This window comes from Alicyclobacillus dauci, assembly GCF_026651605.1.
GTDB lineage: Bacteria > Bacillota > Bacilli > Alicyclobacillales > Alicyclobacillaceae > Alicyclobacillus > Alicyclobacillus dauci.
In genome coordinates this window covers 3,776,575-3,792,503 of sequence record NZ_CP104064.1, presented here as the reverse complement: position 1 = coordinate 3,792,503, position 15,929 = coordinate 3,776,575, and the positions used below count along the sequence as shown (strand labels likewise).

Sequence of the window (15,929 nt, the reverse complement as noted above, 5' to 3'; positions counted from 1 at the left end):
CTGTCTAGCGACATAGTAGATCACTGATACACATTTTCATAGATTGTGGTGCCGCCTGGCGGCATGGGGGTCTTATGTGAAAGATGATCGATACGGGTTATATATATTAACCTATATGCCGGTTGCACAGTACGCCGGACCGGTCAATACCTTGAAAACCGGAATCATAACGGTCATCGTACTCAGCCTCGTCCTAGCCGCTATTGCAGTTCTTCTCTATGTTTCGAGGTTGGTTAAGCCAATCCGATATGTATCCCAAGCAGCAAGGCGAATAGCAAGCGGCGATCTGACAGTTGAAGAAATTCACGTCAAGAACCACGATGAGATCGGAGAGTTGGCCGGCTCCTTCAATGATATGAAGCAGCAACTACGAGAGCTTATCGGTAACCTCCGAGGAAGCTCTGAGCAGGTCGCGGCCGCGTCAGAGCAGTTGACAGCCAGTGCTCAGGAAACGAGCGAGGCGACACAAAATATTGCGGCCGCGATGCAAGACGTGGCCTGCGGATCAGAGAAGCAGGCTGTCAATACTGACGAGACAGCAAAATCCGTCAACGAGATGGCGGAGGCCGTACAACGAATTGCAGGGAATGCAGAGCGTGTTTCGAATTCGGCTGATCAAGCACTGGAAGTCGCGGTTACAGGCAATCAATCTATCGAACGAGCCGTTGAGCAGATGAGCTCAATCAGTGAGAGTGTTAATGGTTTAGCGGATTCGGCAAGAGGACTGGGCAAACGTTCTGAGGAAATCCAGCAGATTGTCCAAGTCATTACTGACATCGCCGCGCAGACGAATCTTCTAGCCTTAAACGCAGCGATTGAAGCGGCTCGGGCAGGGGAGCAGGGTAAAGGATTTGCTGTTGTGGCAGACGAGGTGCGCAAATTGGCTGAGCAGTCGGCTGGTTCTGCGCGACAAATTCAGGACGTGATCGCTGCTATCCAGTCAGATATCGGGTCGGCCATTCAAGGGGCAGAACTGGCAACAGAGGCGTCGACTTCCGGGATACACGTGGTAACTGAGGCTGGGGAATCGTTTGAGCGGATTAACCATGCTGTTCAAGATGTTTCTTTGCAAATTCAGGAAGTATCAACGGCTGCTCAACAGATTTCTGCCGGGACGGAACAGGTGGTTGAATCGATCAAGGCCATCGCTGAAATTGCGACAGCAGGTGTAGCCAGTACGCAGAATGTCTCCAACTCTGCTGAGGAGCAGTTGGCTTCCATGAAGGAAATCTCGGGATCTGCGGCTTCACTGTCACGAATGGCGGAGCACCTTCAAGAGCTGGTTGGGCAGTTCAAAATGTAAGAGACAGATTGAACGACCAGCGTTTTCTATCCATTACTTATAGAATTCATGGGCGCCCGTATGTGGGCGCCGTTTTTGTGTCACCTATCCGTAGGGAACTTTAGACTATGATGCCACGCTGGATTGCGCATACTGCTTTAGGAGCTGGTGAAACTGGCTTTAATGATTAGTGAGACATGCGCATTATGAACAACTACGACCGCCAGGGGGCCTATGTTTGTACTACGTCTTACTGTTGTTTACCAGTCTGCTGTATGCAGGAAACTTCGTCTCCGGAAAGTTTTTGATACCACACGCATCCCCGTTGACGATAAACGATCTTCGCTGGCTAATCGCCGTGATACTGCTTATTCCGTTGGTTTGGTGGAGAGAAAAGCGAATCTTTCCGGACAAGCGAGCAGTTGTTTACTTAATCTTGATGGGGTTAACTGGTGTCACTCTGTTCAATGTCTTCACTTATTTGGCCCTGAACTTTACTTCGCCTGATAACGTCGGACTTCTGTCGGCACTGAATCCGATATCAATTGCATTAGCATCATTTGTCTTTCTTCGGGAAAGAATCAATTTTTGGCAGTTTGTCGGTATGTTTTTGTCTCTAGTGGGTGTTGTGGTTGTCATTCCCCATGGACAGTGGCATCGACTTGCTGCACTCCGACTCAATGTAGGCGATCTTCTCATGCTCGCCGCCGTAGTTACATGGGGAATTTTTGCCGTCGTGGGACGGAAGGCCATGCAGTATGTTTCGCCATATATGTCGACACTGTGGGGAGCCATATTTGGGGTCATTGTTATGCTACCGTTTGACATTCCAAGGTTCCGTGTCGTCAATCCAGATGCTTCGTTTTGGTGATACCTTATATATTCAGCCATTGGCGGCACCGTGATCGCCACGATTTTGTGGAACACAGGTATTCAGCAAGTGGGTCCGACAAAAGCAGGGATATTTCTCAATTTTAATCCCATTTTCACAGCCATTTTGGCGTTTTTATTGCTGGGAGAAGGCGTTACAATCGCACAGGCTATTGGAACAGGGTTAGTCATCTTGGGTGTAACTTGGTTTACACTGGCTGCGAGGTCCCGTTAGCGCGGGGGAGGAGATTGTATTGTACGCTCAGATTCCATTGATAACGAGAGTTCCCCTACAAAACCACGTCGCTACATAGTCAAAACCCACACGTGAACTGCAACTCACAAATCCTTTACGATCTTTAACTTAGCATTTACAGAAAACGAGGAACCATTTTAATAGTCAAGCCCTATCTTATGCTTGTATATACAAGCAAGAGGTGGTTAGGGCTTTGAGTCGTTACTTGGACATTCGACAGGAAATCTTGACGAGGATTCTCAGTGGGGAATGGCCTCATGGTGCATTGTTGCCGAGTGAAAACACACTTGCACAGGAGTACGGTGTGACGCGTGTGACGATTCGGCAGGCCCTCGCGGCACTGGAACAGGAGCGGTTTTTGACAACCCATCAAGGTGTCGGTCGCTACGTGAATCAGCGTGAAGATCAAGTTGTCTCCGTATTGTCGCGGCTTGAGAGCATGGACAATTTAATGTCCATCAAATCGGAGAAAGTTGTCAAGCAACTGATCGAATATGTCCCAATTGTCCTCTCAGAATACGAAGCCTCTCGCTTACAAGTGTCGAACGACGCGCCTGGTCGGCGCCTGGTACGTATCCGGTATGCCGGCGGTCTGCCTGCGGCTGTTTCCGTCAATATTTTCCCAGAGTTTTCGGCACCAGATGAGGCAGCGACTGGGTCACTTTTGCAGACCCTTGATATGGCTGGTCACCTGGTTGATTACGCCGAGACGGAAATCATCGTTCCTAAGAACGACGATCCCTACGTTGGAGCTTTACAGAATGGCAACATGGATACGCCAATTCTTGTGCTGCGTCAGCTGCATCGTGATCGAAAGCATGTCCCAATTTTCCTTGCGCACGACTATTTAAACATGAACGTCTTCTCCCTGCAGGTCACCCGTCACCGGTTGGAGGCTACCCGCAACTAACGGCGATGGCAGTCAGGTGAGATGAGAAGTACGACATCGGAGCACCTAATGAATCTCAACTCGTTGAGGGAGAAAGGAGACGTATGAATGTCCCTAACACTGACAAAATCTCATTCCAAGCGCGCATTTGAAGTGATTGTTATCGCATGTTTTTTTGCGTTCTTCTTTGGTCCAATCCTCACGATCGCGGTGTGGGCAGTGACTGGCAAGTGGAACTACCCGGCGTTGTTGCCCCAACAGTTTTCACTGCATTGGTGGAAGTGGGTCTTTTCCCAAACCGATCTCGTCGGGCCGATGCGCCTCAGCTTCGAGTTCGCCATTATTGTCACAATTTTATCCACTGCCATCTGTTTACCAGCCGCCTACGCGTTCGCACGGTTTCAGTTCCCGTTTAAGCGATTCATCTACATGCTCTACCTGCTGCCGAACGCATTTCCCATCGTCGGGCTCTACGTTTCTATCGCGGTGATGTTTTACCGGCTAAATCTGATGGGGACGTTTTTCGGCGTCATCCTCATTCAGTTGGTCAATACGCTCATGTTCATGACTTGGATTCCTGCAGCGGCTTTCCAGAATGTCAGTCGGAACTACGAGGATGCTTGCCGCGATGTAGGTGCGGGACCGTTCCGGACGTTTTTGCGCGTGACGCTGCCCCTCGCGGCACCAGGGATTATTGTCGCAGTGATTTTCTCCTTTCTTGCGGCCCTTGACGAAGCTCAGGGCACGCTGATTGTTGGCATGCCCACATATATCACCATGCCAGTGAAGATGTACAGTCTCGTGACAGATTACCCAGGTCCGGTCGGAGCGGTTTTCTCTGTTCTTTTGACCACGCCATCTGTCGTCCTGCTCCTTCTCGCTCGACGGTTCCTCGGGAGCGAGGCGCTCTCCAAAGCTTTCTAAAACAGTTGGGAGGAATCAAATATATGTCCAAGCTCGAGTTGACACATGTCACGCGACGATACCCAGGCGGAACTGGCGTTCAAGATGTCTCCTTAACAGTCGATCACGGCGAACTCGTCAGCCTGCTTGGGCCGTCTGGATGCGGCAAGACGACATTGCTTCGACTCGTTGGTGGATTCTTATCCGCAGAGGCGGGTGAAATCCGCATCGGCGGGGAGAACATTGCGGCGTTGCCACCTGAAAAACGACCGACTGTCATGGTGTTTCAGCAGTACAATCTGTGGCCGCACATGAGTGTGTTTGAGAACCTTGCGTTCGGTTTGAAGTTACGCAAATTAGCCAAACAGGAAATCAACCGGCGTGTGAGTGAGGCCCTCGAAACGGTTCGCTTAGAAGGTGTGGCAAACCGTCGTCCTACGGAGCTATCCGGCGGCCAACAACAGCGCGTTGCAGTGGCAAGGGCACTTGTGCTGAAGCCGGAGGTGATGTTGCTGGATGAACCGTTCAGCAATCTAGATGCGAAATTACGCATTGCGTTGCGGGATGAGTTGCGACGGATTCAGCGCGAAACGCAAATCACGATGGTCTTCGTGACACACGACCAGGAGGAAGCGTTGTTTTTGTCGGACAGAGTGGCGGTGATGAATCAGGGACGCATCGAGCAGGTGGATACACCGGTGGAACTGTACGACAGCCCAAAGTCGTTGTTTGTGGCTCAGTTTATCGGTGAGATGAACTGTTTAAACGTGAGCGACAACACGGTCTGGCGGGACCTTTTGAAAGCACAGGACGCTGCAACTGGAGGGGTTTGTGTTGTTCGTCCAGAGCATGTTTCGTGGACGGACGAGGTCACACCTCTTCGCGGAACAGTTGTGTCGTCTAGTGTGGCTGGGCATTTTATCAAGCTGCACCTTGACACAAACGTTGGGCGCCTCATTGCGTACGCAAATCGTGAGGGAGGTGAAGCCTGGCCCACTGCTCAACCGGTCTACCTTCGCTTTCAAAAACTTGCGGTGTTTTCTCAAGAAAGTCGACAAGAGATAGCCATGTTGGTGTGACTAAATCGATAAATGCTAGGAGGACAAAAAAGTGAAGTCGAAAATCATCGTACTTGCCCTCACCACAACTGTTATGTCAGGGTTTGCAATCGCGGGTTGTGGGACGAATTCGGGATCGAACGGAAATACGTCTGTCGGTTCCGCGACGAATTCCCATACGACGACCCTCACGCTTTATGGCAACGGTGACACGAATGTTCAACAATTGTGGGACAAGACCATCATCCCGCAGTTTGAAGCGAAGTACCCGGGTATCAAAGTGAAAGATGTCTTTTTACAGCACGGTAACGGTGACCAACAGGAGATGGCAAAGCTTCAGGCCGCCACGAAGACTGGTAAACAGTCAGTTGACGTGGATCTATTCGAAGGCGATCCCGGCACGGTTCAACAAGGGCAAGCGGCCGGCGTCTGGCAAAAGGTGACGACGAGTGATATTCCCAATCTGGCAAACGTTCAATCGGGTCTTCTTACACCGGTAAATGGGTTTGCGGTGCCGTATCGCGCTTCATCAGTAGTGCTTGCCTACAACTCCAAAGAGGTGCCCACCCCCCCGAAGACGTTTGACGATTTGATTCAGTGGATCAAGGCCCACCCAGGGAAGTTTGCTTATAACGATCCGTCGACGGGCGGATCGGGTCAATCATTTGTCATTTCTTCCATTTACAAGTACATGAGTCCATCTGTATTGGGCAGCAGCTATGACCCAAGCCTTGAATCAAAGTGGAGTCAAGGATTGAACATGCTGAAGACATTGGGACCGGATATGTACCAGAACGGCGTTTATCCGAAAGGCAACCAAGGAACACTTGATCTCCTCGCCAACGGTGACATCGCCATGGCACCCGCTTGGTCCGACCAGGCTTTATCGGAGCTCGCAAGTGGGCAGTTGCCGTCGAATATCAAAATTACACAAATTACACCTGGATTCACCGGTGGTGGAACTTATGTGCTCGTACCAAAGCTTTCCGCACATAAAGACGCAGCTTACAAGTTTCTTAACTTTTTATTGTCAAACAATGTTCAAAGTGAAATTGTAACGAAAATGAACGGTTATCCAGCGATCCAGTGGAACCAGTTGCCTGCCGACCAACAGTCGAAATTCGCGAGTATCGCCAAGGATTATCGCTACTGGCCTGGGCAGTATAGCGCGGATCTCACCAAATTGTGGCAGCAGACGGTGACAGGCTGACATGTGGCGGACAGTACGACAAACCATTCTGGCCTACACATTCATCTTGCCCTCTCTCGCGATTTTGGTGTTGATGATTGTTGTGCCGGTGTTCGGGGCGCTTGTGTCAAGCGCCCGCACGGACGACGGAACGTGGTCACTGATTGCATATCGACAGGTATTTCAAACACCCGGCTTCGGTCGGGATGTTGGTTACACGCTTGTCATTACCATTATTTCGTGTTGTATCGTCCTGGTTACGAGCATCCTGTTGGCCGTCTATCTCCGGTTGAATCCGGGGTGGCTTTCAACTTTCATTCAGCGGGTCTACTACTTGCCAATTTTCATACCGGGGATTATTGCAACGTATGCAATTAAGACGCTTTATGAGCAGCATGGGTGGGTCAATACCATAGGGGAACATCTGGGCATACACGCCTATCCAAAAATCGTCTTTACAGGTGCCTCGGTGATTCTTGCTCAGATCTGGTTCCATGTGCCGTTTACGACCTTGCTGATTGGATCCGCACTCCAAGGCGTACCTGACGGAATGGTGGAGAGTGCGCGGGATGTGGGTGCAAGGCGCTTGACCATCGTGTGGCGCATTCTCTTGCCACAAGTGCGCAACATCTGTCTTTTTGCCGTCACGCTGGTCTTTCTAGGCTGTTTCGGCGGTTATACCGTTCCATATCTACTAGGACCGAACAACCCACAGATGCTCGGTGTCGTTGTATCTGCCACCATGGCGACGTACATGGAACCCCATCAGGCCAGTGCCATCAGTGTTCTGATGTTTGCCATTTGTGCAATTGTAGCTGCTTTCTACGTTCAGAATATGACGAAGCAAAAAAAGTCAGAGTTCGCTTCGTCCAGCGATGAAGAGGTTAGCCGGAAGCGCCGAAGGGGCCGAGTGGATCGTGGACTTTATCGTGCAAAGGAGACATTACAACCATGACGATATCGATTGCACACCGTGGTGATCCCATTCGTTTTCGAGAAAACACGATAGAAGCATTTAAGTCTGCTATTTCACTGGGGGCAGATATGATTGAACTCGATGTCAAACCCAGTCGCGATGGCAAAGCCGTCATTTTGCACGATGACACGCTTGATCGGTTGTGGAACATCCCACATCGTGTACGAGACCTGTCGTACACTGAAATCCAGGGCTTGTGCGACAGCGACAAGTGGCAGATTCCGCTGTTTGAGGATGTATTGCGGACGATCAAACAGCCGATCATGGTTGACTTTACGGATCTGGATACGGTGGACTGCATTGTCGAAACCATTCGTCGCATGGAGGCTGCTCATCGCTGCCTCATCGTCACTGGCAATACGGACGCGCTCCGGGAGGTTCGTCGCCAAATGCTTCATGCGACATTAGGTCTTACGTGGAATGATTCGCGTCTCCCGAGTGATGAACTGATTGAAGAGCTAGACGTGGCCTATTTCAACCCGGACTGGAGACTATTGAGGGATCCTGCTGAAAATCGTATTGGTTTTAGCGGCGGTCAGCGGACTGTGGACTTCTTTCATCAGCGGGGCATTCGTGTTTCGTGTTGGACGGTGGACGACAAAGATGACATGGACTTTGTGTATGGCCTGGGTGTTGACGCAATCACAACAAACGATACGAAGACGTTGATGGAGGTCCTGAACAGTGAAGGATAAGTTCCTCACCTCTGCCGCGGAATTTGCTATTAACATCGCAGAGAAGGTGAGTGATGTCCTGCGTCAAGCGCAACCGGCTGAGATTCGCGAGAAGAGCGAAGCATCCGATCTCCAGACGGATTGCGATGTCCTTGTCGAAGACATCATTCGATCCGCCATTGGCTCAGCATTTCCAACTCACGCAATCATCGCAGAGGAACGCGGCAGATCTGGGGAAGCGGACAGCGAATGGGAATGGTATGTCGATCCCATTGACGGAACGTGCAACTTCGCCAACGGCCTTCCCTGGTACTCGGTGAGCATAACGCTCATGCGCAGGGGGCAGCCCGTTGTAGGCGTCATCGCTGCGCCGGCCCTGCGTCAAATTTACCATGCGACACTGGGCGGAGGTGCTTATGTTGACGGAAGGCCTATTCATGTGGCCACAACGAGATCCCTGAGAGGACGGATTGCCCTCATGGAGCTTGCGAACCATGCTCGTTGGCCTGGATTCCAGCAACTGGCTGATTATTTAGAATCTGCTTTTTGTACCTTGCGTATTATGGGTTCGTCCGCACTCTCATTAGCCCATGTGGCTTTAGGGGCTAGTTGTGGCGTTGCGATGGCTAGCTCAAATCCTATTGACGTCGGTGCAGGTGTGCTACTTGTTCGGGAAGCTGGCGGAATCGTCTTGGGTGCCAGTGGGGAAAGAAAGGACTTTCCTCGGAATGGATTAGTAGCGGGTCCTGAACACATTACAAACCCACTCTGGAATATAGCCTTCTCTTGACATGGTCTGCTTTCCTCTATTCGCTCGTTTCGTCCTGGCGGCACGCGCGGAAGATGGTTAAACAAGCCCATAACAATATCAAGACCTGATGGATAGCTAATACAATCCCCCTTGCGTCTTGCAGGGGGATTTGACTTCACTTGATAGTCAGCTTTAGCATAGTATTTGCGTTCTTTTGGAATTCGTATGGAACTTGAATTTCTTCTCCCGTCCATCCTTGACTGTCAATCCATTCAATAAGTGCGTCCATGTACTCGTATCTTTTACATTCCATATCAACTGTAGGGAAAATTCGAATTTCCTCCCGTGTCACCCTAAAGAGTTCCTTCAGGGTTTGAATATGAAAGTCATAATCCAGTCTATCTGCGTAAGTGAACAGGAAGTGTGCCGACAACGTTACATCGAATTGTTTGTCTTTAAATGGCAACTGCGGTAGTGTTGTAGGAACATATCGGCTTGCTCCAAACTTCTTCATATCTGAAACACATTCCGTAAGCGCTCTAGTTCTCACTCGCTTTAAGCCATCAATGCTTTGAAAAAAATCCCAATTATAATTGTTCACTACGTGTTCCATTGATTGCATTGTATGTTCAATGTCCTGAAATCCCTTTTGCTCCAAATCGTCTACTTGATGATAGTAGGCGATATCAGTTGCAGTTGTACTGATATTGTACTGATTTGCGTTTGCAGTGAATGAACATGCACCTGACGGGCAATCTAGCACCTCATGTCCAACCAACTCTTCTTTTGTTAAATTGAACATGAGCAAATATTCCTCCCATGTTCGACCAATAAACACAATCCGACTAAGGTCTAATCCTGTACTCTTCTCAACTTGACTCATCTCATAACACCTCATCTTAAACATAGTATCCGCTATCAATCATAGTCCAATTTACGAATTGGGGCTTGTTTAATGACTTACACTGCCGAGCGCTTAATTTATGGACAGTGGACTTCATCCCGCTACACTCACATCGCGCCCGCAAACCTAAACTCCCAACCCAGCCATAGCGGCTTGCACAGATCAACTAAGCACCAGGTCAGCATCCATAATTAATAGACATCATCTATTATTTCTATAGAATACTGCGTATTGATTACATGTATCACTATGCTATACGCTCAGGATAACAACATCAAAGAAATACGCTGGTGGTCGGTGCCTGGAAGAGCAAGTTTGAAAGCGCTATCGGAATCGGCGTTGTATCAGAAAGGGAGTTGGAAATGACAGATTCCGCTCGAGAAGAAGCCGTTCGGTTAACCGCGTCGGACAAGATGATGAAGGCACTCAGCGAGCTTGGCGTCGACTGCATTTTTGCTAACTTGGGGAGTGACCATCCGGCCATCATCGAAACCTGGGCAAAATTTCGGGCTCAAGGAATTGACATGCCCAAAATTATTGTCTGTCCACACGAGATGGTGGCTTTGAGCGCGGCCCACGGTTATGCGCAAGCGACAGGCAACCTGCAGGCGGTTTTCGTCCATGTCGACGTTGGGACACAGAACATGGGAGGTGCGCTGCACAACGCGATGCGAGGACGCATTCCTCTGTTTATTTTCGCTGGGGCGTCGCCGGTGACTTTGGATGGAGAAATGACTGGAAGTCGCAACGAGTTTATTCATTACCTACAGGACATTTCCGATCAACGGGCTACGGTTCGCGAGTACACCAAGTGGAATTACGACTTGCACGTGGGACACAACATCGATTTGGCAGTGAAGCGTGCTATTCAAGTGGCGAAGTCAGAACCGACCGGGCCAGTCTACCTAATGGCAGCCCGTGAAATGCTCGAGGAAGAGTTTGAATCTTCCGATGTTACGGCCCGTGATCTGGAACCTGTCAGAGCTTCGGCGTTGACGCCTGATCAGGCCCGAGAAATTGCTACGGCTATTGCCAATGCACAATTCCCGCTTGTCATTACGAGCTATCTTGGACGGAACCACGATGCGGTAAAAGAGTTGATTGCTTTAAGCGATGAGTGGGCTGTTCCGGTCATGGAAGCGGGGCCGTTCTATATGAATTTCCCAGCCGATCATCCGATGCACTTGGGCTACGAGGATTTTGTCGAGGAGAACCCGTACCTTGCGAAGGCGGATGTTGTGGTCGTGATCGACAGTGATATTCCATGGATGACGCAGAACTCGCATCGATCCGCCTCGTCTACGTTGTATTGGATTGACTCGGACCCCATCAAGGAGACCATTCCGCTTTGGTACTATTCCGGGCAAGTTGCCTTCCGAGCAGACGCTTGCCAGGCATTGAAGCAAATTCGGGCTGAATTGTCTCAGTTGTCGTTCGACGATGGAGTGAGGGAGCAGCGGCGGCAATCGGTAGAATCCGAGTCGAAACGGTTGCGCGAAGAGTGGGCGAAGGATGAGGCAATGCCTGCTGATGGGGTGATCACGCCTGAATTCTTGACGAAAGCGGTGCGGGAGGTCATCGACGACGAAACCATCGTCGTCAATGAAACCATTTCGAACTATCGTGTGGCCTGGAGACATTTGCAGAATAAAACCCCAGGCGGATTTTTTGGTAGTGGAGCAAGTTCACTTGGCTGGCATGGGGGAGCGGCAGTTGGTGTGAAGTTAGCGAACCCCGATAAGACAGTTATCGCGTTGACTGGGGACGGATCGTACATTTTTAGCGTGCCATCCGCTGTTCACCTAACGGCTGCGAAGTACGATGCGCCGTTCTTGACGGTTATTTATAACAACGGTGGATGGAAGTCGCCCAAATTGTCCACACTTGGCGTCCATCCGGACGGAGTCGCCAATCAGCATTCCGATTTTCATGTGGACTTTTATCCAGAGGCCCATCTGGAACGCGCCGCCGAAGTGGTTTCAGGTACGTTCACTGCTAAAGTCGAAGCGCCTGAGGCGTTGCACGACGTTTTGGTCGATGCTTTAGCACACGTTCGGGCGGGACATTCTGCCGTTGTGAACGTAATTTTGAATAAATTGTAAATCGAGAGGCCTGGGAAGAGGGAGGGAATTCAGTGCTGGAAGAGAGACGTGGATGGAAGCGGTACCATACAGTTTGGGTATGGTTGCTCGTTGCGTGGATGGTGAGCGGGGCGGATCGGTCAATTTCGGGCCCCGTAGTCACGTGGATGATTCAAAACAAGGTATCCTTCATGTTGTCGTCGGCGCATCCGTATGCACTTGGCGGATTGATCGGTAGTGTCTTTTTCACTGCATATATGTTGACGCAGTTCCCTGGCGGCTATTTCGGCGATAAGTTTGGATATCGCCGGGTCATTGTAGTCAGTCTGATCTGGGCAGGCGTCGCCACAATTGTAAACGGTTTCTTAGCTACTCTGATTGGCTTTGTTGCGCTGCGTGTCCTAACCGGTCTTGGTGAAGGACTTTACTACGCGAACGATCGCACCTTGATTGCCGAAGTCACGCCGTATGAAAAACGCAGCTTGGGTATGGGCGTCGTCATTGTCGGTCTCTCGTTGGGGATTACGCTCGCCTCGATTCTACCCCCATACCTCATCACTTGGGGAAACCATCTTTTTGGCCACAATCAAGGGTGGAAGATGCCACTCTTTATCCTTGGCTTGGCGACACTGATATGGGGTATTCTGATTGCGGTTTATTTTAAAAACCAGCATCCGCGTGACGTAAAGTACACAACTACGATGATTGGCGTCGGGCGTTACACTTTGGTATTCTTTCTCGCCATCATGGCAGTGTTCGTCATTTCAGACAAGGTGGGCATTCCGAGTTGGCTTGCCTCCGTTATCGAATTGGCCTTCGCAATTGTGCTCATTTTGTTCGCCTTTTTCAACAAAGGGCGAGAACTCGGTCCCGTCGTGCGCAACAAAGATTTGATGCTGATTAACGTTGCCGGTATTGCAGTGCTGTGGAATTTATGGTTTTTCGGATTCTGGTCGGTTTCCATTATTTCCGATTCGGCTCACTCGTCATTTCTAAAAGCAGCCTTGACCGCCGCTTTCAATGGTGCGGCAGGCATTCTCGGCTATCCGGCCGGGGGGTGGCTGGCGGACTATGCCGTTCGCCGGAATTGGGGACGCAAAAGATTCCTGGTCACGTTCACACTGATTCAAGGGTTGCTGACTTGTTTCTTCGGATTCTATCTCCTTCATGGGGGACATTCCAACGTACTCATGGGCGTTCTCCTCTTTATCACGAGCCTGTTCTTCAACGCCTTGCAGCCGATGATGCACGCGATGGTTGGCGACATTGCTCAACCAAAGCAACGCGGGACTGCATTCGGGATGCTGAACTTATTCGGTGAAACTGGCGCCGTCTTGTCTCCTGCGCTGGGCGGAACTTTACGCGACGCAACGGGCAATTGGACAGCGGCGGTATTGTTGGACAGCGGGGTCATCCTCCTAAGCTTTCTGCTCCTTCTGTTCGTCAATCAAAAGCGTGGCGAGGCTAGCGCGTTGGCTCAGGAGTCGCTGCGGGGATGAAACCGACGGATAGGTAGACATGATCCCCGCTCTCCGTGGGGCTTGGTATCTTCGGCATGTAGAGCACTACCAGGGTATGATTTTAATCGATGGGGCGGTGGCTCTGCACTGATGCGGGGCCACTTCTTCATCCCCCTCTCTCCCCATCTCGTACATTCTTGGAAACTTCCGTACTCGGCTACACCTGAACCCCTATAAGAACGTAAGTGAGTACTTCATTTTTCTAGTCAAACGTCTATGGAAACGGTCTGCGAACCTAGTCACCTGTCGGTAGAGGGTTAATTGAGCTCCTCATAATCTATCCGGAGAGGTGGGGATGCTTATGAGGACTATTGTGTTCATCGGCTCAAATAAGTCTGGGTCAAGCAAAGACGCTATCATAGCGGCTGAAGCGCTGGGTTTTTATACGGTATTACTAACAGACCGCGAAACGTTCTTAGCGAAGCGCGCCGAATTTCCATATGTGCACGAAATGATTCTGGTAGACATTGACGACATGGATGCAATTCGGACTGAACTGAACTTCCTCATGGAACAAGGGAAGGACATTGTTGCCATTTCAAGTTTCATAGAACCGTATGTCTATACCGCGGCTCTGCTTGGGCAAGAGTACGGACTTCCCAGCCAAACACCAGAGGCCATCGCCACTATGCTTGATAAGATTCGCATGCGAGAGTTCTTGAAGGATACTCACTATTCTCCCCTCTTTTGGACGTGCGATGATTATTCCGAGGTGACCACTTCAATACGCAGGCACCTTCCACTTGTTGTAAAGTCCCCTTTATCGAGCGGATCGAGGGACGTGATCTTGGTGACGGACCGGGCCCAGCTAGAGCAAGAAGTAAATGGGCTCAAAAAGCGATACCCGGACCAAAAAGTGCTATTGGAAGAGTACATTGATGGGCCGCAATACCTGGCTGAGGTTTTGGTTCATAGAGGGAAGCCGCATATTGTTGCGGTGGTTGAGCAGATCGTGCACGGAAAGCCTCATTTTATCGTAACGGGATACCGTGTTCTCCTATCGCCTCCTATTCATCTCCACAGCGAGATCGACAATTTGGTTCATGTGGTTGCCCAAAAGACTGGTATGAGGTGTGGAGCGTTTCATGTCGAGTTTAGGGTCGTCAACCGTCGTTGCAAAATTATTGAAGTGAATCCTCGAATTTCTGGTACGGCAATGAACCGTATGATTGATACCGCCTTCGGCATTAATCTCGTTCAGGAAACTTTGAAATCTCAAATGGATCAAACACCCAATTTGGAACGTCGGTACGAGCGACATGTGTTTACTCAATATTTGACGGTTTCGCAAAGTGGGGTTTTGCAGAAGGTCACCGGCAGAATACGAGCATCCAAATGTGCGGGAGTAGAAGAGGTTTACGTCAAGCCACGATCCGGCACGACACTGAGAATTCCGACGTCCATGGGCCACCGGTACGCGTATGTGTTGGCGGCTGCGGATTCTCACAGCCAAGCGGAGAAAATTGCGCGAGACGCTGCCAAGCTTATTCAGTTCCATATAACCCCTGAATTGAGGTGAAATGTGCCATGACATTGGTGGGCCACCTTCACTACCGAGCCGATCCGCGTAACGTGAAAACTGAATATGCCTATGCTGCGGTGGCCAAAGCGGAGGGCATAGATTTTGTGTATTTCACTCCGCGACGCGTCAATCTCCAAGATAAAACAATCTTAGGGTTTGTGTACGAGAAAGGGGATTGGGTGGAAAAGACGGTTCGATTCCCGGATGTCATCTACAACGAAGCAGACCGCACGGAAAAATTCGGGCCCGTCGTCACAGAGCTACGCCGAAAAATTCCCTTCACAAGTCACCCTATCGGCGACAAGTTGTCCGTTTACGAGCGACTTTATAAGGCACGTTCGTTTCGGCAGTATCTTATTCCTACTAAGGCACTCGACAACGTGAAAGATGAACTAACGGAATTTATTCTCAAATATAAGCGAATCGTTGTGAAGCCTTTGTGGGGTGCGAAAGGTATGGGTGTGATCTCTATCGAGGAGATCGAAGACAATCGGTGCCGCATTATTGAAGACTATCAAACAATCGATTGCACATTTCATGAAGCAGTACGTTTCGTGCGAGAGAGACACGAGCAGGAGCCTATGCTTGTTCAAAAATATATTGTGTCTGTCACGAAGTACGGACTACCATACGATTTTCGCTTACATGTACAGAAAAACGGTATGGGAAGATGGGTCATTACATCAGTCTACTACCGGCTGGCCAGTTTTGGGAACATTAAGTCAAATCTGAGCAGCGGAGCAAGTACCGGTCAATTAGATTCGTTCCTCACCCAGGAGTTCGGGGATCGGGCTTACAACATGCGATGCTACCTAGAGCAACTCGGCCTTCAATTGGCTGCGCACCTGGATGATGTGTACGGTGAGTCATTCGATGAGCTGGGGATTGACGTTGGCGTTGACGCCACGGGAAAGGCATGGATGTATGAAGTCAATTGGAAACCGGGGTGTCCCCCGAGTCTCTATTTGGAACTGGATGTCGCCAAAAATGCCATTCTGTATGCGGCATTCTTAGCGGAGCAACACGCTAAGAGAAAAAGAGGATAGGTAGATTG

13 protein-coding genes and 1 pseudogene are annotated in these 15,929 nt (G+C 50.2%); 13 read left to right on the top strand and 1 reads right to left on the bottom strand.

Annotation, left to right across the window (positions count from 1 at the left end; all coding sequences use genetic code 11):
* Nucleotides 1-76 precede the first annotated feature (76 nt).
* The 9 genes and pseudogenes from NZD86_RS19105 (at nt 77) to NZD86_RS19065 (ending at nt 8,887) form a co-directional block, all read left to right on the top strand.
* Nucleotides 77-1,303: a methyl-accepting chemotaxis protein gene (locus tag NZD86_RS19105; RefSeq protein WP_268043646.1), complete on the top strand. Its 1,227-nt coding sequence runs from the start codon at nt 77-79 to the stop codon at nt 1,301-1,303.
* 169 nt (nt 1,304-1,472) lie between these two features.
* A pseudogene (locus NZD86_RS19100) lies at nt 1,473-2,387 on the top strand (DMT family transporter).
* A 214-nt stretch (nt 2,388-2,601) separates the two neighbouring features.
* Nucleotides 2,602-3,318 carry a GntR family transcriptional regulator gene (locus NZD86_RS19095; RefSeq protein WP_268043644.1) on the top strand — a complete coding sequence of 239 codons (717 nt, stop codon included), beginning with the start codon at nt 2,602-2,604 and terminating at the stop codon, nt 3,316-3,318.
* Between the two features lie 87 nt (nt 3,319-3,405).
* Nucleotides 3,406-4,221, top strand: a complete 816-nt coding sequence (locus tag NZD86_RS19090; RefSeq protein WP_268043643.1) for an ABC transporter permease — start codon at nt 3,406-3,408, stop codon at nt 4,219-4,221.
* Between the two features lie 23 nt (nt 4,222-4,244).
* Nucleotides 4,245-5,279: an ABC transporter ATP-binding protein gene (locus tag NZD86_RS19085; protein ID WP_268043642.1), complete on the top strand. Its 1,035-nt coding sequence runs from the start codon at nt 4,245-4,247 to the stop codon at nt 5,277-5,279.
* A gap of 31 nt (nt 5,280-5,310) precedes the next feature.
* Nucleotides 5,311-6,468 carry an extracellular solute-binding protein gene (locus NZD86_RS19080; protein ID WP_268043641.1) on the top strand — a complete coding sequence of 386 codons (1,158 nt, stop codon included), beginning with the start codon at nt 5,311-5,313 and terminating at the stop codon, nt 6,466-6,468.
* Between the two features lies 1 nt (nt 6,469).
* Nucleotides 6,470-7,402: an ABC transporter permease gene (locus NZD86_RS19075; protein ID WP_268043640.1), complete on the top strand. Its 933-nt coding sequence runs from the start codon at nt 6,470-6,472 to the stop codon at nt 7,400-7,402.
* Complete coding sequence (locus NZD86_RS19070) at nt 7,399-8,118, top strand: glycerophosphodiester phosphodiesterase (RefSeq protein ID WP_268043639.1); 720 nt, start codon at nt 7,399-7,401, stop codon at nt 8,116-8,118. Before NZD86_RS19075 ends, NZD86_RS19070 begins: the two co-directional genes overlap by 4 nt.
* Complete coding sequence (locus NZD86_RS19065; protein ID WP_268043638.1) at nt 8,108-8,887, top strand: inositol monophosphatase family protein; 780 nt, start codon at nt 8,108-8,110, stop codon at nt 8,885-8,887. Before NZD86_RS19070 ends, NZD86_RS19065 begins: the two co-directional genes overlap by 11 nt.
* A 136-nt stretch (nt 8,888-9,023) precedes the next feature.
* Here the strand turns inward: NZD86_RS19065 and NZD86_RS19060 are convergent, their stop codons facing one another.
* Nucleotides 9,024-9,731: a class I SAM-dependent methyltransferase gene (locus tag NZD86_RS19060; RefSeq protein WP_268043637.1), complete on the bottom strand. Its 708-nt coding sequence runs from the start codon at nt 9,729-9,731 to the stop codon at nt 9,024-9,026.
* Between the two features lie 383 nt (nt 9,732-10,114).
* Between NZD86_RS19060 and NZD86_RS19055 the strand changes: the two genes are divergently transcribed.
* The 4 genes from NZD86_RS19055 to NZD86_RS19040 all read left to right on the top strand — a co-directional run bounded on the left by NZD86_RS19055 (nt 10,115) and on the right by NZD86_RS19040 (nt 15,921).
* Nucleotides 10,115-11,854 carry a thiamine pyrophosphate-requiring protein gene (locus tag NZD86_RS19055; RefSeq protein ID WP_268043636.1) on the top strand — a complete coding sequence of 580 codons (1,740 nt, stop codon included), beginning with the start codon at nt 10,115-10,117 and terminating at the stop codon, nt 11,852-11,854.
* Nucleotides 11,855-11,886: 32 nt separating this feature from the next.
* Nucleotides 11,887-13,332 (top strand): MFS transporter, encoded by a 1,446-nt coding sequence (locus NZD86_RS19050; protein WP_268043635.1) that lies wholly within the window; start codon nt 11,887-11,889, stop codon nt 13,330-13,332.
* Nucleotides 13,333-13,654: 322 nt separating this feature from the next.
* Nucleotides 13,655-14,872, top strand: a complete 1,218-nt coding sequence (locus NZD86_RS19045) for an ATP-grasp domain-containing protein (RefSeq protein ID WP_268043634.1) — start codon at nt 13,655-13,657, stop codon at nt 14,870-14,872.
* A gap of 8 nt (nt 14,873-14,880) precedes the next feature.
* Nucleotides 14,881-15,921, top strand: a complete 1,041-nt coding sequence (locus NZD86_RS19040) for a YheC/YheD family endospore coat-associated protein (RefSeq protein WP_268043632.1) — start codon at nt 14,881-14,883, stop codon at nt 15,919-15,921.
* The last annotated feature ends 8 nt before the right edge of the window (nt 15,922-15,929 follow it).

Bases quoted from the DNA above. Each gene is read 5' to 3' on its own strand.
- NZD86_RS19090 (WP_268043643.1), top strand. From the start codon at position 3,406: ATGTCCCTAACACTGACAAAATCTCATTCCAAGCGCGCATTTGAAGTG.
- NZD86_RS19085 (WP_268043642.1), top strand. From the start codon at position 4,245: ATGTCCAAGCTCGAGTTGACACATGTCACGCGACGATACCCAGGCGGA.
- NZD86_RS19075 (WP_268043640.1), top strand. From the start codon at position 6,470: ATGTGGCGGACAGTACGACAAACCATTCTGGCCTACACATTCATCTTG.
- NZD86_RS19070 (WP_268043639.1), top strand. From the start codon at position 7,399: ATGACGATATCGATTGCACACCGTGGTGATCCCATTCGTTTTCGAGAA.
- NZD86_RS19060 (WP_268043637.1), bottom strand. From the start codon at position 9,731: ATGAGTCAAGTTGAGAAGAGTACAGGATTAGACCTTAGTCGGATTGTG.
- NZD86_RS19055 (WP_268043636.1), top strand. From the start codon at position 10,115: ATGACAGATTCCGCTCGAGAAGAAGCCGTTCGGTTAACCGCGTCGGAC.
- NZD86_RS19045 (WP_268043634.1), top strand. From the start codon at position 13,655: ATGAGGACTATTGTGTTCATCGGCTCAAATAAGTCTGGGTCAAGCAAA.
- NZD86_RS19040 (WP_268043632.1), top strand. From the start codon at position 14,881: ATGACATTGGTGGGCCACCTTCACTACCGAGCCGATCCGCGTAACGTG.